At 68.3% G+C, this 23,629-nt stretch carries 20 protein-coding genes and 2 pseudogenes; 9 read left to right on the top strand and 13 right to left on the bottom strand.

Annotated features, from left to right (window positions below; all coding sequences use genetic code 11):
• From TY25_RS44205 to TY25_RS23525, 3 genes and pseudogenes are all read right to left on the bottom strand, one after another.
• Window positions 1-193, bottom strand: a pseudogene (locus tag TY25_RS44205) (hypothetical protein); the annotation flags it as partial.
• A gap of 454 nt (window positions 194-647) precedes the next feature.
• Window positions 648-3,335 carry a hypothetical protein gene (locus tag TY25_RS23530; protein WP_042259183.1) on the bottom strand — a complete coding sequence of 896 codons (2,688 nt, stop codon included), beginning with the start codon at window positions 3,333-3,335 and terminating at the stop codon, window positions 648-650.
• Window positions 3,332-3,868: an NUDIX hydrolase gene (locus TY25_RS23525; RefSeq protein WP_081594261.1), complete on the bottom strand. Its 537-nt coding sequence runs from the start codon at window positions 3,866-3,868 to the stop codon at window positions 3,332-3,334. The genes TY25_RS23530 and TY25_RS23525 overlap by 4 nt, the downstream gene beginning before the upstream one ends.
• A gap of 160 nt (window positions 3,869-4,028) precedes the next feature.
• Here TY25_RS23525 and TY25_RS23520 point away from each other — a divergent pair, with 160 nt between their 5' ends.
• Window positions 4,029-5,441, top strand: a complete 1,413-nt coding sequence (locus tag TY25_RS23520; RefSeq protein ID WP_226887111.1) for a CCA tRNA nucleotidyltransferase — start codon at window positions 4,029-4,031, stop codon at window positions 5,439-5,441.
• Here TY25_RS23520 and TY25_RS23515 read toward each other — a convergent pair whose 3' ends face one another.
• Window positions 5,442-6,257 (bottom strand): hypothetical protein, encoded by an 816-nt coding sequence (locus TY25_RS23515; protein ID WP_042259178.1) that lies wholly within the window; start codon window positions 6,255-6,257, stop codon window positions 5,442-5,444.
• 204 nt (window positions 6,258-6,461) lie between these two features.
• On the opposite strand from TY25_RS23515, the gene TY25_RS23510 reads away from it, so the two are divergent.
• Window positions 6,462-7,217: a LamB/YcsF family protein gene (locus tag TY25_RS23510; protein ID WP_088607081.1), complete on the top strand. Its 756-nt coding sequence runs from the start codon at window positions 6,462-6,464 to the stop codon at window positions 7,215-7,217.
• 4 nt (window positions 7,218-7,221) lie between these two features.
• On the top strand, window positions 7,222-7,926 hold the full coding sequence (locus TY25_RS23505; protein WP_042259177.1) for a 5-oxoprolinase subunit B family protein: 705 nt from the start codon (window positions 7,222-7,224) through the stop codon (window positions 7,924-7,926).
• A gap of 8 nt (window positions 7,927-7,934) precedes the next feature.
• Here the strand turns inward: TY25_RS23505 and TY25_RS23500 are convergent, their stop codons facing one another.
• Window positions 7,935-9,476, bottom strand: a complete 1,542-nt coding sequence (locus TY25_RS23500; protein WP_052383140.1) for a glycoside hydrolase family 183 protein — start codon at window positions 9,474-9,476, stop codon at window positions 7,935-7,937.
• Window positions 9,477-9,747: 271 nt separating this feature from the next.
• On the opposite strand from TY25_RS23500, the gene TY25_RS40720 reads away from it, so the two are divergent.
• Window positions 9,748-10,326, top strand: coding sequence for a hypothetical protein (locus TY25_RS40720; RefSeq protein ID WP_052383139.1), 579 nt, complete (start codon window positions 9,748-9,750; stop codon window positions 10,324-10,326).
• Window positions 10,327-10,372: 46 nt separating this feature from the next.
• Here the strand turns inward: TY25_RS40720 and TY25_RS23490 are convergent, their stop codons facing one another.
• Both TY25_RS23490 and TY25_RS23485 read right to left on the bottom strand, forming a co-directional pair.
• Window positions 10,373-11,680 (bottom strand): MFS transporter, encoded by a 1,308-nt coding sequence (locus TY25_RS23490; RefSeq protein ID WP_042259257.1) that lies wholly within the window; start codon window positions 11,678-11,680, stop codon window positions 10,373-10,375.
• 63 nt (window positions 11,681-11,743) lie between these two features.
• Window positions 11,744-12,259 carry an NUDIX domain-containing protein gene (locus tag TY25_RS23485; RefSeq protein WP_169744353.1) on the bottom strand — a complete coding sequence of 172 codons (516 nt, stop codon included), beginning with the start codon at window positions 12,257-12,259 and terminating at the stop codon, window positions 11,744-11,746.
• Between the two features lie 248 nt (window positions 12,260-12,507).
• Here TY25_RS23485 and TY25_RS23480 point away from each other — a divergent pair, with 248 nt between their 5' ends.
• Together TY25_RS23480 and TY25_RS23475 are read left to right on the top strand one after the other, a co-directional pair.
• The gene (locus TY25_RS23480) at window positions 12,508-13,281 is read left to right on the top strand and encodes a pirin family protein (RefSeq protein ID WP_042259255.1); all 774 of its coding nucleotides are present in this window, start codon (window positions 12,508-12,510) and stop codon (window positions 13,279-13,281) included.
• Between the two features lie 135 nt (window positions 13,282-13,416).
• Window positions 13,417-13,902, top strand: a complete 486-nt coding sequence (locus TY25_RS23475; RefSeq protein ID WP_042259175.1) for a DUF4190 domain-containing protein — start codon at window positions 13,417-13,419, stop codon at window positions 13,900-13,902.
• On the opposite strand, the gene TY25_RS23470 is transcribed toward TY25_RS23475, so the two are convergent.
• Complete coding sequence (locus TY25_RS23470) at window positions 13,899-14,402, bottom strand: hypothetical protein (RefSeq protein ID WP_042259174.1); 504 nt, start codon at window positions 14,400-14,402, stop codon at window positions 13,899-13,901. The two genes, TY25_RS23475 and TY25_RS23470, sit on opposite strands and share 4 nt — an antisense overlap.
• 135 nt (window positions 14,403-14,537) lie before the next feature.
• Here TY25_RS23470 and TY25_RS23465 point away from each other — a divergent pair, with 135 nt between their 5' ends.
• The 3 genes from TY25_RS23465 (at window position 14,538) to TY25_RS23455 (ending at window position 17,886) form a co-directional block, all read left to right on the top strand.
• Window positions 14,538-15,389 (top strand): DUF5753 domain-containing protein, encoded by an 852-nt coding sequence (locus TY25_RS23465; protein WP_042259173.1) that lies wholly within the window; start codon window positions 14,538-14,540, stop codon window positions 15,387-15,389.
• Between the two features lie 10 nt (window positions 15,390-15,399).
• On the top strand, window positions 15,400-15,780 hold the full coding sequence (locus TY25_RS23460) for a DUF397 domain-containing protein (protein WP_042259172.1): 381 nt from the start codon (window positions 15,400-15,402) through the stop codon (window positions 15,778-15,780).
• Between the two features lie 87 nt (window positions 15,781-15,867).
• Entirely contained in the window at window positions 15,868-17,886 is a 2,019-nt protein-coding gene (locus TY25_RS23455; protein ID WP_106387050.1) for a M13 family metallopeptidase, read from the top strand.
• A gap of 40 nt (window positions 17,887-17,926) precedes the next feature.
• Here TY25_RS23455 and TY25_RS23450 read toward each other — a convergent pair whose 3' ends face one another.
• The 5 genes and pseudogenes from TY25_RS23450 to TY25_RS23430 all read right to left on the bottom strand — a co-directional run bounded on the left by TY25_RS23450 (window position 17,927) and on the right by TY25_RS23430 (window position 23,426).
• Window positions 17,927-19,006 carry an ABC transporter ATP-binding protein gene (locus TY25_RS23450; RefSeq protein WP_042259171.1) on the bottom strand — a complete coding sequence of 360 codons (1,080 nt, stop codon included), beginning with the start codon at window positions 19,004-19,006 and terminating at the stop codon, window positions 17,927-17,929.
• Window positions 19,007-19,098: 92 nt separating this feature from the next.
• On the bottom strand, window positions 19,099-20,427 hold the full coding sequence (locus TY25_RS23445; RefSeq protein ID WP_081869046.1) for an ABC transporter substrate-binding protein: 1,329 nt from the start codon (window positions 20,425-20,427) through the stop codon (window positions 19,099-19,101).
• A gap of 16 nt (window positions 20,428-20,443) precedes the next feature.
• Window positions 20,444-21,256: a carbohydrate ABC transporter permease gene (locus tag TY25_RS23440; RefSeq protein ID WP_172595752.1), complete on the bottom strand. Its 813-nt coding sequence runs from the start codon at window positions 21,254-21,256 to the stop codon at window positions 20,444-20,446.
• Between the two features lie 50 nt (window positions 21,257-21,306).
• Window positions 21,307-22,229, bottom strand: a pseudogene (locus TY25_RS23435) (carbohydrate ABC transporter permease).
• A gap of 294 nt (window positions 22,230-22,523) precedes the next feature.
• Complete coding sequence (locus TY25_RS23430; RefSeq protein WP_042259248.1) at window positions 22,524-23,426, bottom strand: L,D-transpeptidase; 903 nt, start codon at window positions 23,424-23,426, stop codon at window positions 22,524-22,526.
• Window positions 23,427-23,629 lie beyond the last annotated feature (203 nt).

The following is a 23,629-nucleotide window of genomic DNA, read 5'->3' as shown; positions in this document are numbered from 1 at the left end:
GCGGCGGCTGCTGCGCCGGGTACTGCCGCTGACCGGGATGCGGTGCGGGTGCGGGCCGCTGGGGCGGACCCGGCGGACGTTGCGCGGGTCCGGGTGGCACGCGCTGCCCCGGCGGTATCCGCTGCGGCGGCGCCGACGGACGACTGACCTGCGGCACTCGCGGCGGCGGGGCATCGTAGGGGCCGGGGTTCATATCCGGCTCCTCCGCCTCCGCCTGGGGCGGGAGCCGTTCCCACGGCGCAACCGGCGCCCGACGGGCCGGTGGCCCGTCGCGCCGATCGGATCGAGGCCGATGCGCCGATGGATCATCGTCGCTCATCATGCCTCCTGTTTTCCGCGGGGCAGCCGCACCCGGTCGGCGCCGACGAGCAGTGCTGCGGGATCGTTACGCGCCGCATCCGTGCCCCGGCGGGACTGCTCGGGCCGATCCGGTCGGTGAGCGGCGGGAATACTGACTCGCTCACCGTTCCTCCTGGTACCGCCCATCGCTCGCACCACCCCTGCGCTGCTGCGAGCCTGCAGCGATTGTCCTCCACTCTGCCACTGTGGTTTGCCGGACGTCCAAATCCGGTAGCGGGGGCTGGTGCCGGCGCACAGCATGCGATGGGCGGATCGGGCGACAGCGGAGGACGCTAGATGACCGTCCTTCACTGTGCCTCCTGATGCTCCTGCTGTTGTATGGCCCGCTGCTTGGCGCGTCCGTAGCGGATGACCCGCCGGCGCAGCGGCGGATCGAGCCCCTCGTCGGCGACGTCGGGCTGACCGCGGAACCGCCGCCACAAGCGGCGCACGATCAGCAGGAATAGCAGCAGGGCGGCGCATGCCGTAATTATTGCCAGGGCCTGACCATAGGCGTTCGAACGCACCGAGACCTGTGTGGCATCGCCCAGCGGGATGCCGTCGGGTGTGGTAAGGGAGATCGGAATCACCAGGTTACGGCTGTCGCTCACCTCGGTCGGGATTTGGAACGAGCGTGTCCCGCGCGGGGGCAGCTGTTGCTCGCCGAGGTCGGTGATCTTCGTCTCGCGGGGCGCCTCGATGCGGAACTTGATCCGGATCGAGACCGGTAGGTCGTTGCGCGCGACCAGCAGCAACGGGCTCTGCTCGGACGCGAGCGTGTACACCCCGCCCGGCGGGAGCACGGTCACCGAGCGATAGAGCTTGTCCATCGTCCGGGTGGTCTGGTCGATGCGGCGCTGGGCGAAGGTGTCCGCCTGGGTGGCGTCGCCGGTGCGCCGGTCCGAGGAGCTCAGCACCCGGATCAGATCGTCGCGCAGCGGTGTGAGGAACTCCGCCGGGCTCGGCTTGATCTCCGGGACGTCGACGATCGCCCGCATCAGTTCGCTGATCCGCTTGCCCTGATCGCGCACCGGATCGCTGAACCGGCCGGGTACCGCGTCCTGCGCCGCCTGGGCGAGGTAGTCCAGCTCATAGGGTTTCGGGTCGGTCGGCTGCGCGACGAGTTCCTGGAACGGCCGCGGGGTCGCCAGGTTCGCCCGCAACAGCAGCTCGAGCTGGCGCAGCAGCGCCTTGCCCTCCTCACGGTTCGCGCCCCACTGCTGGGGCGGGACGAGCAGCATCGAACGCGGTTGGTCCGGTTGCGGATTCAGCGCCGACCAGGAGATCGCGCCGAGCGCGTCCTGCAGCCGGGCGGCGCGCGAATCGTTGCTGACCTCGTAGCGCACCGAGGCGGGCGTGAACGACGGGGTCGGCGGGTTGGCCGAGCCGACCGCGGCCAGCGCCGTCGCGGACCAGATATCGAAGGTCGCGGCGTGTAGCGCGGCATCGCCCGCGGGCAGGGTGGGTTGCGCGCCGTTCGGGGCGGCGCCGCTGTTCGGCGCCGAGGTGCCGCTCGGCGTGGCCGCGGTACTGGACGCCCCTGCGCTGCTCGGCGACTGACCGTGCGACGTGGCCGAGGCGGTGGGTTCGGGTGCGGCGGGCGCGGGCGGCACCGGCGCGGTGATCGCGGGCAGGCGCACCACTTCCGGGGCGCCGGTGTCGGGCACCTGGGTCGTCGTGGTCTGCGTCTTGGTGTCGCCGCGCGTCGCCGTCTGCTGCGAAACCTCGGAGGTGCCCGCGGTGCCCTCCGGTGCGACGGCGGTGTCGGCGAGCACCGCCGTGCCGAAACCGTGGCTGCGCAGCAGCGTTCCCGCGTTCGCGTCGATGCTGCCCGAATCCGGCAGGCTCACCCCGCGCACCGATTTGACGCCGAGGATCGAATCGACGAGCTCGGCGGGAGCGTTCATCGCCCGCGCCGAGAGGTCCGGGTCGTTCACCGCGGCCAGCGCGGACAGGTCGACCTGCGCGAACGGCAACGCCACCGTGCACATCGAGCCGGCGAGCGCGCGCAACCGGTCCAGCCATGTCTGTGCCTGCGCGGCGCCCGCGCCCGCCCGGGTCGCACCGTCGGGATCGGACGGGCTGGCCAGCACCCGATAGCCCTTGGTCATCGCGTCCACGGTGAGCAGCAGATCGGGATCGACCGCGAGGCACACCGAGGACAGCAATGTGCGATCGCGGCCCGGCGTCAGGTCGAACACGCTCTCCAGCGCGCCGAGCAGCTGATCGAGCCGGCCGTCCTTGCCGAGCGAGGCGGCCAGTTCGTCGTCGGTGAGCTCGACCTTCCCGTCCACCGAGCCGGCGAGGCCCGCGACCATCCGCGGCCGGTCGGCCAGCGGCCACAGCAGCGTCGTCGCCACCGGCGCGTCGGTCGGCGCGGACACCGCCTCCGCCGCGTCGGCGCTTTTCGACCCGGGCGGCAAGCCGAGCACCGGCAGCAGGAAGCGGGCGTCGTCGAGGCGGGCGGGTTTGCCGAAGGCCGGTTCGCCGTTGACGTTCAACAGCAACGGATACACGCCGGGCTTGCTGATATCGAGCGAGCTGCTCGTGCCGCTACCCGGCCGCAGCGCGATGCTCACCGAGAACTGCTTGTATTGGCCGGGCGCGAGCTGCGGGGCGACGTCCTCGAACGGGCCGTTCACCTCGTAGTTGACCTGATCGAGGCGCAGCGCGGCGCGCAGGTTGCCCGGCTCGGTGATCGCGGCCGCCCGTTGGATACGGACGCTGATGTCCTTGACCGCGCGATCACCGATGTTGGTGACCCGGCCCGACACCGTCACCACCGGGTCGCTCGTCGTGGTCACCGCGGTGGGGCTCACCGAATCCACGGACAGTTTCAGGAATTTCGGTCCGGACACCGTTCCGGAACCGGTGGGCTGGGCCTGCGCCGCGGGCGGCGCCAGCAGCGGCAGCGTCGTCCCCGACCCGAGGATGGTCAGGAGCGCGACGAAGATCCCCAACGGAATCGCTGCGCGACGCCGAAAAGTCTGGGTCATCGCTTGCCGGTCTCCATCCGGTCGATCAGCTTGTTCGCCACCTCGGCCAGACGTCTTTCGTCTGCGTAGGCCAGTCGAGAATTCAACTCGCTCAACGGGACCCACGCCACCTGAGTGACCTCCACGTCGGCGTCGGACAGTTCGCCGCCGGTGGAACGCAAGAGATAATGATGCACCGTCTTGTGTACCCGGCGGCCCTCGGTGACGAACCAGTAATCGATGCTGCCGAGTTCGGCCACCACCACACCGTTGATCCCGGTCTCCTCGGCCACCTCACGGATCGCGGTTTGCTCGGAGGTCTCCCCCTCCTCGATGTGCCCCTTCGGCAGCGACCACAGCAACCGCCCGCGCCGGTCCGTACGGCCGATCAGCGCCGCGCTGCGTTGTTCGCGCGGGCCGTCCAAACCGTCGACGACCAGCCCGCCCGCGGAGGTTTCCCGCACCGTGCGCATGCGCGGTTTCGCCGCATTGGCGGCCGAACCGCGGCGCCGAGGCTGGCGGCGTCGACTGTTCGCGCGATCGGCCGGAGACACCAAGCAATCCTACTGTGTTGGGTTTGCGGTGTTGACGGCCGCAGCGCCGCGAGCGAGGTTCACCCGAGATCGCGAGCACTGGGGCGAGGTCAGCACAGTAAGCTGCCGATTCGTGGTTTCGCCCAAGTCCGAGGACGCAGAGCTGGATAGACGTACCCGATTGCTGGCTGCCGCGGCGGTGACGCTGGGCAGGCTGTCCGATGTGCTGACGCCGCTCGGCGAGATGTTCGCGGCACGCGGGTACGAGCTGTATCTGGTGGGCGGCAGCGTGCGCGACGCGGTGCTCGGCCGGCTGGGCACCGACCTGGATTTCACCACCGACGCGCGCCCCGAACAGGTGCAGGAGCTGCTGCGCGGCTGGGCCGATCACCTGTGGGATACCGGGGGTCTGGCGTTCGGGACGGTGAGCGGGTCGAAATCCGGCCAGCAGCTGGAGATCACGACGTTCCGCTCCGACAACTACGACCGGGTGTCCCGCAATCCCGAAGTGACCTTCGGCGATTCGCTCGAAGACGACCTGGTGCGCCGGGATTTCACGGTGAACGCGATGGCGGTGCGCATCGGCGCGGACGGCACGCTCGACTTCGTCGACCCGCTGAACGGGATGGACGCGCTGCTCGCGGGCCTACTGGATACCCCTGCCGCACCGCAGGATTCGTTCAACGACGATCCGCTGCGGATGCTGCGGGCGGCGCGGTTCGTCGCGCAGCTCGGTTTCGAACTGCATCCGCGGGTGCGGGCGGCGATCACCGAGATGGCCGAGCAGATCGATCGGATCACCGCCGAGCGGGTCCGGGTCGAGCTGGACAAGCTGATCGGCGGCGCGCATCCGATCGACGGCATCAACATCATGTGCGAGACCGGCCTGGCGCAGCGGGTGCTGCCCGAGGTGCCCGCGATGAAGCTGGAGATCGACGAGCATCACCAGCACAAGGACGTCTACTGGCATTCGCTGACCGTCCTGCAGCAGGCGATCGACCTCGAGGAGGGCGATCCGGATCTGGTGCTGCGCTGGGCCGCGCTGCTGCACGACATCGGCAAGCCGGACACCAAACGCAACGAGCCGGGCGGCGGCGTCAGCTTCCACCATCACGAGGTGGTCGGCGCGAAGATGGTGCGCAAACGGATGCGGGCACTGAAGTATCCGAAGCAGTTCACCGAGGACGTGGCCCGGCTCGTGTTCCTGCACTTGCGGTTTCACGGGTACGGCAAGGGGCAGTGGACCGATTCGGCGGTGCGCCGCTACGTCACCGACGCCGACGAGCTGCTGCCTCGCCTGCACAAACTGGTCCGGGCCGACTGCACGACGCGCAACAAGCGCCGGGCCGCGGCGCTGCGCGCCACCTACGACGAGCTGGAGGCGCGGATCGCGCGGCTGCAGGAGCAGGAGGACCTGGCCAAGGTCCGGCCCGACCTGGACGGCAACGCGATCATGGAGCTGCTCGGCCTGCCGCCGGGACCCGAGGTGGGTAAGGCGTGGCGGTTCCTCAAGGAGCTGCGGCTCGATCGCGGGCCGATGACCAGGGACGAGGCCGAGGCCGCGCTGCAGAAGTGGTGGCAGGCGCAGGGCTGATCAGAACACGATCAGCGTGGTCCCGGCGACGATCGCGGACCGCATCTGCGCCAGGTCGAACGAGCCGGTGATCTCGGGCAGTTCCACCCGGAACCGGACGAGGTCGCCCTCCCTGGTGGCGTGCGCGATGCGGGCCTGATTCGGCAGCTGTTCGAGCAGCAGCGCGGGGGTGCCGATGATCCGGCGCGGCATCCGCAGGCCGAACCAGCTGACCCGGCGCAGGTCGATCGTCACCCGGTTGTCCAGCACCGCGGCATCGACCACGGCAGTCAGTTTGCGGGTGCGGTGCTTCGCGCGGACCAGCCCGTTGTCCTCGATGTCCAGCACCCAGTCCAGCGGCTGGGTGTTCAGCCAGCCGACCAGTGCCGCGGTGGTGACGGTGCCCTCGAGGTCCATCCGCCCGGCGCGGACCTTCGTCGGCACGCCGGGGATCAGCCGCACCTCGTGCGCGATCACGGTCACCGCCTCGATCGGGTGGTCGTCCCAGCGCAGCCGGGACAGCGCCGTCTTGGTCTGGAAGTGCGCGCCGCGCCGGCGGACCTTCAGCACCTGGAGCGTGGCGTGCAGGTCGTGCCCGAGCAGGGTGGCGTTCACCTCCTGCCCGCCGAACCGGCTGAGGATGCCCTCGCTGAGCATCGTCATCAGGACATCGGGCAGCAACGCCGTGACGGTGCCCGCACCGAGGTCGACGACCGGATCCACCCAGGCGGTGGTGACCGAGACCCACTGCTCCAGCCAGGATTGATCGAACAGGCGCTTGCCGAGATCGACGGCTCGCAACGGCGACCAGGACTTCGGATCGAAATACGTGGCCATGATTGCTCCGAGCGTACTTGCCCGCACCGGGCCCGACCATCGCGCTGTGACCCAGCTCGCCCCGCTCGACGCCGCCTATGCACCCCGTACCGCCGCGCCGACCTGCGGCTTTCCGAGGGCCCGGACCGCCGATCCCGGGGCGGCACGCGGACGAGGACAATAGGCGTGAGGCAATGGAAGCAGTAAAGAAAGGCAGGCCCGAAGGTGCCGCTGGATCTGAACAGTGACCTCGGCGAGGGTTTCGGCCCGTGGCCGATGGGTGACGACGCGGCGATGCTCGACATCGTCACCAGCGCCAACATCGCCTGCGGCTTTCACGCGGGCGACCCCTCGATCATGCGCCGGACTTGCGAGCTGGCCGTCGCGAAGGGGGTCCGGATCGGCGCCCACGTCGGCTACCGCGACCTGGCGGGTTTCGGCCGCCGGGAGATCACGATGAACCCGGCCGAGCTGCGCGACGAGGTGCTGTATCAGATCGGCAGTCTGGATGCCTTCGCCAAGGCCGCCGGTGATCGGGTGCGCTACGTGAAACCGCATGGCGCGCTCTATCATTCGGCCGGGCGCGACCAGTCGCTGGCCGAGGCGGTGCTGGCCGCGCTCGCCGAATACGACGGCGAGCTGGCCTTGCTCGGCCCGGCGGGCTCCCAGCTGGAGCAGGCCGCGGTCGCGGCCGAGGTGCGTTTCGTCGGTGAGGGTTTCGCCGACCGCGCCTACACGCCCGCGGGCACGCTGGCGTCCCGCGGTCTGCCCGGTGCGGTGCTCGACGCGGATGCGGCTGTCGCCCAGGCGATGTCGATCGCGGTCTCGGGTGCGGCGAATATCGTCGACGGCTCCGGCACGGTACCGGTGCAGGCGACCAGCCTCTGTGTGCACGGCGATACCCCGGCGGCGGTGGAGATGGCCCGGCGTATCCGGACCGCCTTCGACGAGGCCGGCGTGCCGGTCGCGCCGTTCGGCTGAGCGGATGAATCACACGTCGGCAACCGGCCCGGTGGCTGCGGAGCCGCGGATCCGCGCGGCGGGTGATCGAGCCCTGCTGGTGCTGCTGTCGCACCGCACCGAGGTGGTCGAACTCGTCGAGGCACTGCGCCGTAACCCGCTCGCGGGCGTCGAGGACGTGCTGCCCGCTGCGGAAACCGTACTGGTGACGCTGCTTTCACCGGCGCATGCCGCCACCGTGCGGCATGCGCTCGACTCGCTGCTGTCCGCGCTGCAACAACCTGGGCCGGGCCAGGATTCGGGTGATGTTTCCCGTGGAACACTGGCGCACAACGATTCTCCCGACGAACCGCTCGTCGTTCCGGTGCGCTACGACGGCGCCGATCTCGCCGAGGTCGCGCGGTTGCTGCGGTTGACCGAGGCGGAGGTCGTCGCCGCGCACACCGGCGCGATCTGGCAGTGCGCGTTCATCGGATTCGCCCCGGGCTTCGGCTATTTGGCAGCCGACGATGCGCGACTGCACGTGCCCCGACGGGCGCGGGCCCGTACCGCCATCCCCGCGGGCGCGGTCGCGCTGGCCGGCGGCTACTCGGCGGTGTATCCGCGCAGCACACCCGGCGGCTGGCAGCTGATCGGCACGACGGAGCTGCGGATGTGGGATCTGGACCGTGAGCCGCCCGCGTTGATCCGGGTGGGCGATCGCGTCCGATTCGTCGACGTCGACGGCTGAGCGCGCGGTCAGCGTGGCGAATCCAGTTGCGCGTGCATCAGATACACGTTGTAGCTCTGCCAGGCCGAAATGGTGAAGTACAGGTCCCGGCCGGTGGACCACGGATGCAGGAAGCCGCCGTAGGCCGTCGGGTAGTCGGCGGTGGACAGCAGCGACACCGCCTCGGTCCACTGTCCTTGCGGCTGTGCGGCATTGCGCAGCACGATCGCCCCGCGGGCGAGGTCGAGGTACACCATCTGCCACTGCTCGGTGTCCGGGTCGTACCGGACGGACACCTCGCCGGCCAGCCCGGCGACCAGCGGAGTGGCCTGGTGCTCGGCCGCCGATTCCCAGCTGCCGTGCACCCAGTACTGATAGGCGGAGGTGTTGAGCACGTCCTGTTTCGGCACCCGGGCCAAGCCGATCACGCCGAGCCGCCCGTTGGGCGTGCCGAACATGTAGACGTGGTCGCCGTGCGGCACCATCGCCGCGACCTGAAAGCGGCCGCCGCCGAAGACGTTGTCCCACTTCGCGTGCGGATCCTTGGTCCAGGTGCGGCCGTGGTCGTCGGAGTAGGCCAGCCCGCCGTAATTGTTGCGCCACAGGCCGGGGATCCGGCTCCATCGATTCACCGACATGTAGCTGAGATACTGCCGCTCGCCCAGCGCGAAGCCGGAGGTCGGGATGGTCGTGGTCTCCCAGTTCTTGATCTTGCGGCTGCTCAGGATCTCGGCGGCGTGACACCTGCTGTCCTGCACCATGCGGTCCAGCGAGAGCCCGTCGGACAGGTCGCGATCGGTGCTGTAGGCGAGCACGTTGCTGCGCCAGTCCTGATCCACGCGGCCCGCGCCGCCGGTCACCCAGCCCTTGCCGAAGGTGTCGCCGAAGGCCACGGCGACCTCGCCGGGCGCGGTCTCCCACAGCACGCCGAGGTCGGTGCCGTCCACCTGCCAGCGCACGTCGGTGCGATTCGGCGAGCCGTGCCCGGTGACCTGGCCGGCCAGGTCCACCGTGATCACCCGGGGCTCGGCCACCGGGGGCGCGAGCGGGCCCGGTTCCGCCGGATACGTCACCGGTGGCGGCGGCGCGGGTATCGGTTCCGGCGCCGGGCCCTCGGGTACCGGGACCGGAATCGGCTCGATCTCCGGCCTGATCACGATGCGCGGCAACGTGATCGGCGCACCCGGTCCCGGTTGCTCCGGTGGTGCGACGGGCTCAGGTTCTGCAGCGATGTCACGGACGTCCGGGCAGGGCGTGTGGCACGGGTCCGGCGCGAGCGGCGGCGGATCGATCCGCACGTCGCGTTGCGGTGGACCGGGTACCGGCACCGGCACGAACTGCGGCACCGGGATCGGGATATCGATCTGCTCAGGCAGCGTGACGGGCGGTGGCGGAGGTAATGCGGGATCGGGGTCGCGCAGGCGCGGATCGAATCCCACTTCGCCGCAACTGTTCACCGGCGACGGCGCCCACGGCAGCGGCCCCGCCTGCGCGGGCACGGTCAGCACGCCACTGAGCAGCACACCGAACAGTGCCGGTACACAAGGGGTTTTGCGGCCGAGCCGGCGCATCGCGTCGGGTGCGAGCTAGTCGGAGATCTCGGTGAGCGGGTACAACATGGTGCCCCACCCGCCGAATAGTAGGTGCTGCACCGCAGCGAAGATCATCGCCGGAAAAGCCATGTCGCGTTGACTCCCTCTCGAACTCGTTGACCCACTGCCGAATCGGGGCGAAGCGAAATCAACGTACCGGACTGGCGCGCCGTAATGCCGGACCTAGCGATCGAAATTATTTGTGGCGAAATAGCGGAACCGATTGCCGGTGCGGTGCGTCCAACCAAATATGGACGAGATCGAGTACGTCTTCGGTACCGGCGTCGGCCCGCCGCACGTCTGGACCAGCGCGGCGGATCTGTCACTGGCGAGTCCCGGTGACGCCCTACGGCTCGACTTCGACGGCGACGGCCTGATCGACGATGCCATGTGGGACAGCGCCGGTCTCGGTATCGCCGATGTGGCGGCCCTGGATCTGGACGACGACGGCGTGCTCGACCACTTCTATACCGACCCCACCGGTCTGGGCACCTGGAACCACCATGTCACCGGCACCACGGCCGACGCGGTCGACGAGCCGCTCAACTGGATCCACCGCGCCGACGGGTTGGGGAGCGAGGGGCCGCAGGCACCGGACTCGGATGTCGCCCAGCAGGATTCGGCCGTCGTCCCCTGTGCCGTGGAGCCGCCCTTCGAGACCATGCGCCCGGCCACCTTCCATCCGCCCGCCATCCACACCGAGGTGAAACCGCCCGGTACCGCCGCGGACAACCTGCCGCACAACGATCACACGGACCTGCCCGACTATCTGACCCAGTGGACGAATCGCGCCGGAGGTGATCCCGGCCGAGCACCCACCATTGCCTGAAGCGTCATGAATTCCGCGGTCTTTCGGTAATTCCCGCGTAACGGGGTCAGCCGCGGACGGGCTCGGTCCGTCGCCGGGTATTCACCAAGATCGCGACAATACCCGCGCAATAGATTCCGGCGCCGGCCACAATCACCGGTAGCGAGCGTCCGTCATCCGGAATAACCGCGGCCGCAGCGGCGATCGCGACGATGAACGCGATATTGAATACGGTGTCCTGCAACGCGAACACCTGACCGCGCCGCGCATCATCGATGTCTATCTGCATCGTCGCGTCGCCGGCCAGCTTGATCGTCTGCCCGGCCAGGCCGAACAGGAACGCACCGACCAGCAGCAGCCGATGCGCATGCTGGGCCGCCGTTCCGGCCTCGGCGATGGCGATCGGTGTGACCAGCGTCAGCTGCACTACGGTCGCGGAGATCAGCCCCAGCACGACCGTGCGCGGCCGGCCGAGTCGTGGAATCAGCAGCGGCGCGACCACCGCGGCGGCCAGCATGCCCGCCGCCGTCGCGGCGATGGCCACGCCGAAGCCGAGCAGTCCGTTGCTCAGACCCGACCCCGCGGCGGGCGTCTGCCGCAGCACCAGCACCATGATCAAGGTGTTGGTGCCGAACACGATCCGATGCGTGCCGATGCCCAGCATCGCCGTGGTGACCTGCTTCGACTCCCACACCGCCGAAGCGCCCGTGCGTAAACCGGTGAGGATGGCGTGCACGGCACTGTCGTGCTTCGCCGCGACGCTGGGTTCCGGCCCGAGCACCCGCGGCGCGAACCCGGCCGCCAGCAGCGCGCTGAGCACCGATCCGATCCCGCTGATCGCCACCGCAACCGCCGACCCGAAATCGCCCGCCCCGATCAGTCCGATCACCGCGACCGAGGCGGCCGCGCCGAGCGCCGCGCACCCCGACGCCACCGTGGCGAGCACCGAATTCATCGGCACCAGCCATTCCTGCGCGAGCACCCGCGGCAACGCCGCCGACACGCCCGACTGCACGAACCGGCTGATGCCCACCACGGCCAAGGCCAGCAACAGCAGCGGCGTCTCGCCGATGCCGGCGAGCAGGCCCGCGCACACCACCGCGATCAACACCGCTCGCAGCACGTTCGCGACCAGCAGCACCGCCCGCCGATCCCAGCGATCCAGCAGCGCGCCGGCGTACGGTCCGATCAGTGAATAAGGCAGCAGCAGTACCGTGAAACCGGCCGCGATGGCCAACGGGTCGGTCTGGCGTTCGGGATTGAACAGGATCGCACCGGACAGCGCCGCCTGGAACATGCCCTCGCCGAACTGCCCGGCGAAGCGCACCACCGCGAGCCGCAGCACGCCCGGACTCTCGCGCAGTGCGACCCGCAGCGGGAGCGGCCGCTCGGCCGCGGGTGTGGAGCTCTCGGAGCGACCAGTGGGCACGCCGCGAGGTTAGTTGGTCGGGCCCTGCCGCGCCGAATCAGCGCGAATTGCCTGGTCGGCGCGAGCCTGGTCGCTGACCAGAGCGCTCACCGCGGCCCGCATATCGGGCGCCATCGGCAGTTGCGCGAGCACCTCGGCGTCGATCCAGGCGAACGCGTCGTGTTCGCCGGGGGCCAGCGCCACCTCTCCCGGCTCGGCCGTGACCACGAAGCTGTACTTGCGCACCTTGGACTTCGTTCTGGTCGCGTAGTCGAATCCGCCGAGGAAGTCGGTGATCACCCGGGCCCGCAGCCCGGTCTCCTCGAACAGTTCCCGGTGCACGCACTCGGCGAAGGTCTCGCCGGATTCCACACCGCCGCCGGGCAGTTCGTACATGCCGCCGTGGTAGTCGTCGGGCACCCGGCGCACCACCAGGAGTTTGCCGTCGCGGAACACCGCGACCCCGACGACGAAATGTACGATGCCGTCGCGATGGGCCTGCTCGCGGAGCCGGCGCTCGAGGTTCGCGAGCGTCTCGGGTCGCATCTCGCCGTCACCTCCGGTTTCGTTGCGGCACATCATGTTACGAATCCGGCCCGGAAACGGCGGGCCGCGGTGGGCGCGCCGGGCACCGCTCGCGCGGACCGGTCGGTTCTGCTCGCCTGGCGTTCACCCGCTGGTCGCTCGCGTAAAATGCCGAGTGCAGGACAATTTACTAGGAATGTGGAGTACCGCCACGGAAGTGCTCCTACCCTGAAAGGTGATCGGTGCACGGGCCCGAGAGGAGGACCATGATGTCCACACTCACGACACCACACATCGACGTCCATCGAGCAGGCGACCGCATGAAGACGCGGGTTTCCTGGTTGGATTCGAAGCACTCCTTCTCGTTCGGGGAGCACTACGATCCCGACAACACCCATCACGGCCTGCTGCTCGTCAACAACGAAGACGTGGTCTCGCCCGGTCAGGGCTTCGACACCCACCCGCATCGGGACATGGAGATCGTCACGTGGGTGCTCGGCGGCAGTCTGGTGCACCAGGATTCGCTCGGGCACAGCGGTGTCATCTACCCCGGTCTCGCGCAACGGATGAGCGCCGGAACCGGCATCCTGCACTCGGAGAAGAACGACTCGTGGCGGCTCGACGGCGCCGAACACGACGAGCCGGTGCATTTCGTCCAGATGTGGGTCGTGCCGGACGAACCCGGCCTGACCCCGGGGTATCAGCAGCTCGAGATCGATGACGCGCTGGCCGGCGGGGGTCTGGTGACGGTGGCGGCGGGCCTGCCGCGCTATCGGGACCGCACTGCGATCGCCATCAACAGCAGTCATGCGGCGCTGCACGTGGCGCGGCTGTCCGGCGACGCCGAACAGCCGATCGATCTGCCCGACGCGCCGTATCTGCACGTGTTCGTCGCACGCGGCGAAGTGGACATGGAGGGTGTCGGCACCCTGGACGAGGGCGACGCGGTCCGGCTGACCCGCACCGGTGGTCAGCGCGTGCGCGCCCGGCGACCCTCGGAAATTCTGGTGTGGGAGATGCACGCCCGGTTGGGGGCGCAGTAGCCGCGGTGCCCCGGGCGTGCGCGGTGCGCGGGTCGACATCTGTCCGGCTGTGGTCGATATGCCCGACTTTATTAACATCCGCCCGTAGCGTGGGCGATCAGTAGGCGATCCCTGCGCACCCCGGAGAGGAAATCCATGTCGCAATACCCGCCTCCAGGCCAATATCCCCCACCTCCCGGATACCCGCCGCCGGGGCAGCAACCCGGGCAGTACTGGCAGGAATCGCCGAAGGGCAAGGGCCTCGCGATCACCGCGCTGGTCCTCGGCATCCTCGCGCTGCTCACCTGCTGGACCGTGATCGGCGGCTTCCTGTTCGGCGTCTTCGCGCTCATCTTCGGCATCATCGCGGCGGTCAAGGCCCGGTCGGGTCGCGCGGGCGGTACGGGCATGGCCATCAGCGGCCTGGTGCTCGGCATCTTCGGCATGATCATCGCGGGCGTGCTCGCCGTCGTCGGCTACAGCTTCTTCGTCGACTCCGGCGGCAAGGACTTCATCGACTGCGTCAGCAAGGCGGGCAACGACCAGGCCAAGCTCGACCAGTGTGAGCGGGACTGGAACCAGAATCTCGAGGACCGGTTCAGCATCACGCTGACCCCGCCGCCTGCGCCGACACCGCGCTAGGCACCGCTCGCGCACGCCCGGGTAGCGGCCAGCACCTCGCCCATCTCGCGGCGAAAGTCGTGCTCGGGCGGCGCGATCCAGTTGCGGTAGCCGGTGTGTTCGTCGGTGGGCGAGGGCAGTACGACGTGGCTGCCCGGCAGCGCGACGGACGCGCAGACCCGGAACAGGTCGGCGAACAACGTGGTGTCGAGGTAGGAGTTGTCGGTCGGGCCGGTCAGGAAGGTCCAGCGCGACGAGCGCGGATGCGCGATGATCGGCCCCGGCCGCGACTCGGCCGACGTTTCGGTGAGTCGTGTCCGTACCCGCTGACCGAGCGTGGCGGGCATGACCACCGCGCCGACCGCGCCGACTTCGAGCATGATGCGGCCCAGCGCCGGGTCGACGATGCCGTAGAGGCCGTGGTTCTTGCGGTAGCTGCGGCAGCGGGCGAGCGCATCCTGAATCGCGGTGTAGTCCGGGACGCCCGGATGACCGTCGGATTCGGTGCGGGACAAACTCATGACGAACCTGCCTCGATGCGGGTGGATCGTGTGAAGTGGGAGTGAATCGACCGCTGAGACCCGACCATAGTGCGGTGCGTCACTATTGACAATAGTCACACGCCGGTGCCGCGTCCGCGCGTACGATCGCCTGTCATGGCACCCGTCTCGCCTACCGTTGCCCGCTGGGAACTGGTGTTGCGACTGCGGGAGCTGCGCGAACTACGCGGGTTCGACTCGGCGGGTTTCGCCAAACGGGTCGGCTTCACCCCGGCCAATTGGTCGCATGTGGAAAAGGGCAGACGGGTACTGACCACCAACACCATCGGTCCGGTGCTCGAGCTGCTCGAGGTCGAGGCCGAGGAGCGGGCCGAGCTGCTCGCCCTGCTCGACGCGAGCAAGCAGCGCGGGTGGTGGGCCAGGTCGTCCGCGCTGATCGGCCCCGAACTACAGCGGTTGTACGGCATGGAATTCGGCGCGCAGAGCATCCGCAGCTACGACAGCCTAGTGGTGCCTGGCCTGCTGCAGACCGAGGACTACGCGCGCGCCCTGATCAGCGCCGACGTGATGATCCGCCCGGTCCAGGTGGAGCAGCTGGTCTCGATCCGGATGCGCCGACAGGAACGACTGCGCGGCGTCGAACCGGTGGAACTCACCGCCGTGATCGGCGAGGGCACCCTGTTGCAGCAGACCGGCGGGCCCGAGGTGTTGCGCGGACAGCTGACCCATCTGGCCGAGCTGATCGATGAGCTCGACACGGTCGAGGTGCGGGTGATCCCGTTCGCCGCCACCGCGGGCGCGGTGCTCGGCGGGTCCAGTTTCCATCTGGTCGACTTCGCGGGCGAGCAGTTGCCGACCTTCGGCTGGGCCGAGAGCGCGGTGTTCGGCGGGGCGGTCGACGACCCGGATCTGGTGCGCGATCTCAGCTTCGCTTACGTTCGCGCACAAGAACAATCGCTGGCCCGTGACGAGTCATCGACCCTGATCAGAGCCTATGCCGGAGTGTAAAATCCAGCCCATGGCCACCACCCCTACCCACCGGTCAGTTTCCACCGGCTGGTTCACTTCGACCCGGTCCAACAACGGCAACCAGTGTGTCGAGGTCCGTTTCGATGGTGCTGCGGTGCTCGTCCGGGACAGCAAATACCGTCGCGATCCGGCCAACCACCCCGCCGACGAGCCCGTCATCACCGTCACCGCACCCGAATGGACCGCATTCCTCGACAGCCTGCGGGCCCACCGGCGAACCGACGGCACCCTGATCGCCGCCACCACCGCCGAGGGACACACCACGTTGCGCCACGGCGACACCGTCCTGCGCTACACCCCCGCCGAGTGGGAGGCCTTCCTGCTCGGGGCGCACGACGGCGAGTTCGATCGCGTCGCGCAGACCGTCTGACCGCAGCCATCCCGCACCCCCGGCCCGCCGCGGCCGGGGGCCCGACTCCCACCTGCGCACCGCCCGTCCGTGGGCATACTGGATAGCGTGACTTCCGAGCTGACCAGTCCTTCCGGTATTGATCTGTCCTATCTCGACCAGGGCGTACGGGTGCAGGACGACCTGTTCGCGCATGTCAACGGCAAATGGCTGGACGACTACGAGATCCCCGCCGACCGCGCGGTGGACGGTGCCTTCCGCACCCTGTACGACCAGGCCGAGCGCGACGTGCAGGCGATCATCGAGCGGGCTTCCGCCGAGGCCGCCGCGCCGGGCACCGACGCACGCAAGATCGGTGATCTGTTCACCAGTTTCATGGACACCGAGACGGTCGCCGCCGCAGGGCTCGCCCCGATCTCCGCCGAACTCGCCGCCATTCACGAGGTCGCCGACCGTAGCGCGTTCGCGGCCCTGCTCGGCCGGTTGCAGCGCACCGGTGTCGGCGGCGCGCTCGGGTTCTACGTGGACACCGACGACAAGAACTCCACTCGCTACCTGGTGCAGCTCACCCAGTCCGGCCTCGGTCTGCCCGACGAGTCGTACTACCGCCAGGACGAACATGCCGAGATCCGCACGGCTTACATCGCGCACATCGGCCGCATGTTCGCCATCGCCGCGGCCGATCCCCGGATCGCCGAACTGCTGCCGCAGGATCTGGACACCGTCGGGCAGCGGGTGTTCGAACTGGAACGCAAGCTCGCCGCCGGGCACTGGGACGTGGTGCGCCGCCGCGACGCCGAGCGCAGCTACAACTTGACCACCTTCGCCGCGCTGGTCGCCGATCACCCCGAGTTCGATTGGGCGGCATGGACTTCCGCGCTGGCGGAGCACGTTGCCGCGTCGGGCCCGGAGGTGTTCGCCGAAGTCGTTGTCCGGCAACCGGATTACCTGGATACCTTCGCGCAGGTGTGGGCGGCGGAGTCGCTCGCCGATTGGCAGGCCTGGGCGACGTGGCGGTTGCTGCGTTCGCGCGCACCGTATCTCACCGACGACCTGGTCGCGGAGAACTTCGCGTTCTACGGGCGCACGCTCACCGGCGCCGAGGAGATCCGCGAGCGGTGGAAGCGCGGCGTCTCGCTGGTGCAGGATCTGCTCGGCGAGGCCGTCGGCAAACTGTATGTGGCCGAGCACTTTCCGCCCGAGGCCAAGGCCAGGATGGTGGAATTGGTCGCCAACCTACAGGAGGCCTACCGGCGCAACATCGCCCAGCTGGACTGGATGGGCGCCGACACCAGGGCGGCCGCGCTGGCCAAACTGGAGAAGTTCACCCCGAAGATCGGCTACCCGGACAAGTGGCGGGACTACTCCGATGTGCGGATCGATCCGGCCGACCTGGTGGGCAACTACCGCAGCGGCTACGCCGCCGACCACGACCGCGACCTGAACAAGCTCGGCGGCCCGGTGGATCGCGACGAATGGTTCATGACGCCGCAGACCGTGAACGCCTACTACAACCCGGGCATGAACGAGATCGTCTTCCCCGCCGCGATCCTGCAGCCGCCGTTCTTCGACATGAACGCCGACGACGCCGCCAACTACGGCGGTATCGGCGCGGTGATCGGCCACGAGATCGGGCACGGTTTCGACGATCAGGGCGCCAAGTACGACGGCGACGGCAACATGGTCGACTGGTGGACCGATGACGACCGTGCCGAATTCGGTAAGCGGACAAAGGCTTTGATCGATCAGTACAGCGTGCTCTCGCCCAAGGCCCTGTCCGACGAGCACACCGTGAACGGCGAATTCACCATCGGCGAGAACATCGGCGATCTCGGCGGCCTGTCCATCGCTCTGCAGGCCTACAAGATCTCCCTCGACGGCGCCGAGGCTCCGGTGCTCGACGGACTCACCGGCCTGCAGCGCGTCTTCTACGGGTGGGCCCAGGTGTGGCGCACCAAGGCCCGCACCGAGGAAGCCATCCGCCGGCTCACCATCGATCCGCACTCCCCGCCCGAATTCCGCTGCAACGCCGTGGTCCGCAACATCGACAGCTTCCACGAAGCCTTCGACGTAACCCCCGAGGACGCCCTCTATCTCGCCCCCGAGGACCGCGTCCGCATCTGGTAGCGCGCGGCACCGCCGCGGGTCCCGGCGACCCGCGGCGCGGTCAGCGCAGGCGGTCTTCGGTGTCGGCGTCGAAGAAGAAGACGTCGTCCAGTTTGGGGCGGAGGCGGAGTTGGTCGCCGAGTGCTACCTGGAAACGGCGGTCCACTCGGGCGACCACCTTGCCGGAGCGGCTGTTCCAGTCCTCGGCCACGCCGTGGCTGTAGACGAAGGATTCGGCGCCGAGTTCCTCGAGTAGTTCGGCGGCCACGGTGAGGCCGTCGGCGTCGGTGCTGACCTCCCACGACTCCGGGCGGATGCCGACGATCACCCGATCGCCGGTTTTCGCGGTGCGCGGCAACGGGATACGCAGGTCGTCGAGCACCGCCGCCCCGTCCCGGACCGGCGCCTCCAGCAGGTTCATCCCCGGCGAGCCGATGAAGCCCGCGACGAAGGTGTTCACCGGGTTGTCGTACAGCTCGCGGGGCGCGGCGATCTGCTGCAGCTTGCCGTCGAGCAGCACGGCGACCCGGTCGCCCATGGTCATCGCCTCCACCTGATCGTGGGTGACGTAGACGGTGGTGGTGCCGAGCCGCTTCTGCAACGCGGCGATCTGGGACCGGGTGCTCACGCGCAGCTTCGCGTCCAGGTTGGACAGCGGCTCGTCCATGCAGAACACCTGCGGCCTGCGCACGATGGCCCGGCCCATCGCGACCCGTTGCCGTTGTCCGCCGGACAGTTTCGCGGGCTTGCGGTCCAGCAGGTGTTCCAGCTCCAGCATCTTGGCCGCCTCCTGCACCCGGACCAGGGTGTCGGCCTTGTTCATGCCGGCGTTGCGCAACGCGAAGCCCATGTTCTGCGCGACCGTCATGTTCGGGTACAGCGCGTAGCTCTGGAACACCATGGCGACGTCGCGGGCGCGCGGCGGCAGCCCCGTGACGTCCTTGCCGCCGATCAGGATGCGCCCGTCCTCGACCGACTCCAGGCCGGCCAGCATGCGCAGGCTGGTCGACTTCCCGCAGCCCGAAGGGCCGACGAGGACAATGAATTCGCCGTCGGCGATGTCGATGTCCAGGCTGTCGACAGCGGGCGTCGGCGCACCGGGATACAGGTGCGTGACGCTCTCGAACTGCACGGTTGCCATCGTTGTCGGCCTTTCCTCGGATGAATCGAATTGCGCCCCCGGGTCAGTGCGGCGGGCCGCCGGGTGCCCGCCGCCACGACGGACCAGGGGTACTACTTGGGCAGCTTCGGCGTGATCTGCCGGTCGATGATGGCCTGCAGCTGGCTGGTGACATTGCCGAAAACCGTTGCCGGGTCGGCGTTCTGCAGACCGATCTGTTCCAGGCCGGTGCCGATGATCTGGTCGCCGCCGGGCACGAACACCCGCGCGTAGTCCTGCGACTTGGTCAGCGGCAGCTGGTCGATGGCGACCTTCGCGTTCGGGTTCTTCGCCAGGAAGTCCTGTTCGGTCGGGTCGGTGACGGCCGACTTGCGCACCGGCATGTACCCGGTCTGCTGCGAGAAGTACGCGGTGTTCGTCGGGTTGGTGATGAACTCGATGAACTTGAGCGCGTTGATCTTGCGCTGGTCCGAGATCCGCGCCGGAATCGCCAGGCCGGCGCCGCCGGTGGTGACGCCGGGCCCGTTCGGGTGCGGCAGGAAGGCGGTGCCGAACTGCAGTTTGCCTTCGGCGTTCTGCTTGATGCCCTTGAGGTCACCGGTGGACGCGATGGTGGAGGCGATCACGCCGGTGCCGAAATCGACGGCGATCTGCGGTTTGATGCCCGCGTACTTCTTGGTGTGGATCATGTCGCGGAAGAATTGGCCCGCCGCGATGGTGCCGGGGTCGGTGAACTTCAGCGTCCACTGATCGGAGTACGCGCCGCCGAAGGTCCAGTTCGGACCCTGGAAGGTCCAGGCCAGGTAGTTCTTCGCATCGCCCCAGCCGTGCGCGAGCTTGCCGTCGCCGACCACCGACTGGATCTTGGGGCCCCACTCGTCGAATTCCTGCCAGCTGTTCGGACCACGGTCGGGCAGACCGGCTTTCGCCCACACGTCCTTGTTGTAGTAGAACAGCGGCGTCGAGCGCGAGTACGGCAGCGCGTAGTGCTTGCCGTTGAACAGATAGTCCGAGGCCAGCGAGTCGACGTAGTCGTCGAGCTGCACGCCCGCGGGGCCGAAGTGCGCGTCCAGCGGTTCGATGGAGCCGTTGAGCGCGTAGTTGAACCACCAGACATCGGAGAGCACCACGACATCGGGCAGCTCACCGCCGGACAGCGCCGCGTTGAACTTCTGCGACACCTCCTCGTAGTTCTTGCCCGCGTCGATCAGGTTCACCTTCAGGTCCGGGAACTTCTCGGTGAACCGCTTGATCAGCTCGGTTTCCTGGTCTTTCGAGCTGCCCGGGTGGTTGGACCAGAAGTTGATCGTGTTGGAGTCGCCGGACTGCTTGGACCCACCGCCGGTGCCGGCGCACGCGGTGAGCACAGCACCCGCGGCGGCCGTGCCGGCCAGCCCGAGGAATCCGCGCCGGGACAGCGCGGGGAACTGAGAAGTGGACACGTGGTTTCTCCTGTTTCTAACCCTTGACCGCACCCGAGGTGAGGCCTTTGATCATGTGACGTTGCAGCGCCAGGAACACCAGCAGGATGGGCAGCATCGTGAGCAGCGTGCCCGCCATCACCGGCCCCCAGTTGGTGACGCTCGGGTTCTCGGTGTTCTGCAGCAGCGTGAGGCCCACCGGCAACGTCGCGACCTCGGGCCCGTCCGCCATCAGGAACGGCCAGAGGTACTCGTTCCACTCGTTGACGAGGGTGACCACCGCGAACGCGACCATGGTCGGCCCGGACATCGGCAGCACCACCCGGGTGAGCAGCCGCCACCAGTTGGCGCCGTCCATCCGGGCCGCCTCGATCACCTCCGAGGGCAGCGACAGGAAGTGGTTGCGCATCAGGAAGGTGCCGAAGGCGACGCCGCAGAGCGGAACGATGATGCCCACCAGCGTGTTTCGCCAGCCGAGCTGGGAAACCAGGGCGTAGTTGGAGATCACGGTGATCTGGTTCGGCACCATCAGCGCCGCGATGATCACCAGGAACACCACGTTCTTGCCCGGATAGCGCAGGAACACCAGTCCGTACGCGCTGAACACGCCGAGCACGAACTTCACCGCGGAGACGACGCCGGTGACGATCAGCGAGTTGCGCAGGAAGGTCCAGAACGGCAGCGTCGTCGTGGCATCGGAATAGTTCTCCGGCCGCCAGCTGTGCGGCCAGTACACCGCGGGCTGCACGTAGATGTCGGGGCGTTCCTTGAACGAGGTGATGAAGATCCAGAACAGCGGCACCCCGACGATGATCAGCACGCACACCATGGCCGCGTAGCCGAGCACCATGACACCGCGCTGCCGCCTGCGATACGAACGGGTCTCTACCCCTGCGGTTTTCACTGTTCGTTCCGATCCATGACGCGAACCTGGATCAGCGTGACGATCAGCAGCACCAGGAACATGATGGTGGCGACGGTCGCGCCGTAGCCCGCCCGGAAGTTGCGGAAGGACTCCTCATAGACCTGGAAGACCATGGTCGTCGTTCCCGTGCCGAGCGGTCCGCCGCGGGTCATCACGTTGATGATGTCGAAGACCTGCAACGAATTCAGCAGCACGGTGATCGACAGGAAGAAGGTGGTCGGGCGCAGCTGCGGCAGCAACACTTTGGTGAAGGTGGTCCAGCGGCTCGCGCCGTCCATCTCGGCGGCCTCCATCAGCTCGGCCGAACCCCTTGCAGCGCGGCCAGATAGATGACGAAGCTGTAGCCGAGGTTCTTCCAGATGTAGGTCACGGTGATCATGAACATCGCCCAGTGCGGGTTCTGGTAGAAGTCCGGCACCTGGTCGACGCCGATCCGGTGCAGCACGTCCTGCACCAGGCCGAAGCTCGGATCGAAGATGAACTGGAAGGCCACGCCGATGGCGGCGCCGGAGATCACGAACGGCGCGAAGATCGCCGAGCGGACCACGTTGCGCCCGAACAGCTTCCGGTCCAGCAGCAGGGCCAGCGCCAGGCCCAGCACCATGCTGCCGACCACCGCGGCCAGGGTGAATACCACGGTGTTGGTGACGATGTCCCAGGAGTCGGTGCGGCCCCACCACTCGCGGTAGTTCGCCACCCCGATGAACGTGGCCACCGGATCGGAGATGTTCCAGTCGTAGAACGAGAGCCGGATGTTGTCGATCAACGGCCGATAGACGAACAGCGTCAGCAACGCCAGATTCGGGACGACGAGCACGAGGAACAGCGCGTAGTCCTGCCAGGGTCGGCCGCGCCAGCCACGTCCACGCGGTTGGGGTAGAACTCGCTCCGGCCGCATTCGCACGTCGCGCACTCTACGGAAAGGAGCAAACAGTCGGTTAACGCTGCCCTCCGACCTGTTGAACATCTCGAGCGCTCCCCCGCCTCTCCGCGACTTCTGCCGGTCGTCGGGGGCGGCGATCGAATCGCGCCGGGCAGGCGGTTCAGCGGATGGTTCAGTTTTGGGCGTACCCGCCGAGTTACCCATGTTCTCCCGAAATCAGTTGTCGCGTCTAGCTGACGGGAGCGTAAACGCGAAACTGGTCCGTCGTCCGGGAAACCGACGGACCAGTTCAGGCAGAACCGGGCTAGCTCAGTTCCAGTCGCCCAGGCCGTCGCTGGAGCTCAGCACCCCGCCCTGGGTGTTCTCCACGACCACCGGGTCGCCGCGCCGCGAGTTCTCCATGAACCACTTGGCGTTCTCGGTGCTCACGTTGAGGCAGCCGTGGCTGGTGTTGGACTTGCCCTGCTGGCCGACCGACCACGGGGCCGCGTGCACGAAGATGCCGCTGTTGGAGATGCGGGTCGCGTATTCGACCTCGAGCTTGTATCCCTCGGGGTCGGTGGTCGGCACCCCGTAGGTGGACGAATCCATGATCATCTTGGGCAGCTGCTCGCCGACGATGTAGATGCCGTTCGGGGTCTCGTGCTTGGGCTTGCCCATCGAGGTCGGCATCGTCTTCACCACCTCACCGTTGCGGGTGATGGTGATGGTGTGGGTGTTGTCGTCGGCCGTGCTGACGAACGCGTCGCCGATCTTGAAGGCGCTGCGCGTGCCGCCCGCCTCCACCTGCACGTCGATGTTGTCCGGCCAGTAGTCGTTCGGCCGCCAGCGCACCTGCTTGTCGCCGCGCCAGTAGAAGTGGCCCGGCGCCGGCTTCGACGAGGTGATCTTGATGAACTTCTCGGCGAGCGCGTGGTCGGGCACCGGCTCCTTGAAGTTGATGATGATCGGCTGCGCCACCCCGACGACCTCGCCGTCGGCGATGTTGATCGACGGCGGCGCGAAGTTCGGCTGCTGCGGCGCCGGCTCGTTCGCCGACCCGGCGGACCCGGAACCGAACCCGGGGAAGGGCTCGGCGCTCGCGGGGGCGACCAGGAGGACACCGGCCGCCGCGATCGTCGCGGACAGCAGAGCGCCCGCGCGCAACCGGCGGGACAGCTGAGCTCCCCGGCGGTGCGCGACTGGCGACCCGGTGTGCGAAGCGACATGCATAGGTTTCTCGTCCATTCCATCTCTCGCGCGCACGTATAGACGCGCGCGTGAACAAAGATCTCATTCGCCCGGGAGCCGGCAGAGCACTCCACGGGTATTGACGGCCCGACCCTGCCGTCCTTCCTACCGTCCCGGGGTGACCTGAAGCCAGTTGTCTTTCATAATGATTCGAGCAGACCGGCTGGTGTGGTAGCCGTCACATA

The sequence above is a fragment of the Nocardia brasiliensis NBRC 14402 genome (assembly GCF_000308475.2).
Lineage (GTDB): Bacteria > Actinomycetota > Actinomycetes > Mycobacteriales > Mycobacteriaceae > Nocardia > Nocardia brasiliensis.
This window is presented reverse-complemented; position numbering and strand designations above follow the sequence as displayed.

What these genes read in the sequence shown, in the direction of transcription:
- TY25_RS23530 (WP_042259183.1), bottom strand. Translation starts at nt 3,335, where the DNA reads ATGACCCAGACTTTTCGGCGTCGCGCAGCGATTCCGTTGGGGATCTTC.
- TY25_RS23515 (WP_042259178.1), bottom strand. Translation starts at nt 6,257, where the DNA reads ATGGCCACGTATTTCGATCCGAAGTCCTGGTCGCCGTTGCGAGCCGTC.
- TY25_RS23505 (WP_042259177.1), top strand. Translation starts at nt 7,222, where the DNA reads ATGAATCACACGTCGGCAACCGGCCCGGTGGCTGCGGAGCCGCGGATC.
- TY25_RS23500 (WP_052383140.1), bottom strand. Translation starts at nt 9,476, where the DNA reads ATGCGCCGGCTCGGCCGCAAAACCCCTTGTGTACCGGCACTGTTCGGT.
- TY25_RS40720 (WP_052383139.1), top strand. Translation starts at nt 9,748, where the DNA reads ATGGACGAGATCGAGTACGTCTTCGGTACCGGCGTCGGCCCGCCGCAC.
- TY25_RS23485 (WP_169744353.1), bottom strand. Translation starts at nt 12,259, where the DNA reads ATGCGACCCGAGACGCTCGCGAACCTCGAGCGCCGGCTCCGCGAGCAG.
- TY25_RS23480 (WP_042259255.1), top strand. Translation starts at nt 12,508, where the DNA reads ATGTCCACACTCACGACACCACACATCGACGTCCATCGAGCAGGCGAC.
- TY25_RS23475 (WP_042259175.1), top strand. Translation starts at nt 13,417, where the DNA reads ATGTCGCAATACCCGCCTCCAGGCCAATATCCCCCACCTCCCGGATAC.
- TY25_RS23470 (WP_042259174.1), bottom strand. Translation starts at nt 14,402, where the DNA reads ATGAGTTTGTCCCGCACCGAATCCGACGGTCATCCGGGCGTCCCGGAC.
- TY25_RS23465 (WP_042259173.1), top strand. Translation starts at nt 14,538, where the DNA reads ATGGCACCCGTCTCGCCTACCGTTGCCCGCTGGGAACTGGTGTTGCGA.
- TY25_RS23460 (WP_042259172.1), top strand. Translation starts at nt 15,400, where the DNA reads ATGGCCACCACCCCTACCCACCGGTCAGTTTCCACCGGCTGGTTCACT.
- TY25_RS23450 (WP_042259171.1), bottom strand. Translation starts at nt 19,006, where the DNA reads ATGGCAACCGTGCAGTTCGAGAGCGTCACGCACCTGTATCCCGGTGCG.
- TY25_RS23440 (WP_172595752.1), bottom strand. Translation starts at nt 21,256, where the DNA reads ATGGTGCTCGGCTACGCGGCCATGGTGTGCGTGCTGATCATCGTCGGG.
- TY25_RS23430 (WP_042259248.1), bottom strand. Translation starts at nt 23,426, where the DNA reads ATGCATGTCGCTTCGCACACCGGGTCGCCAGTCGCGCACCGCCGGGGA.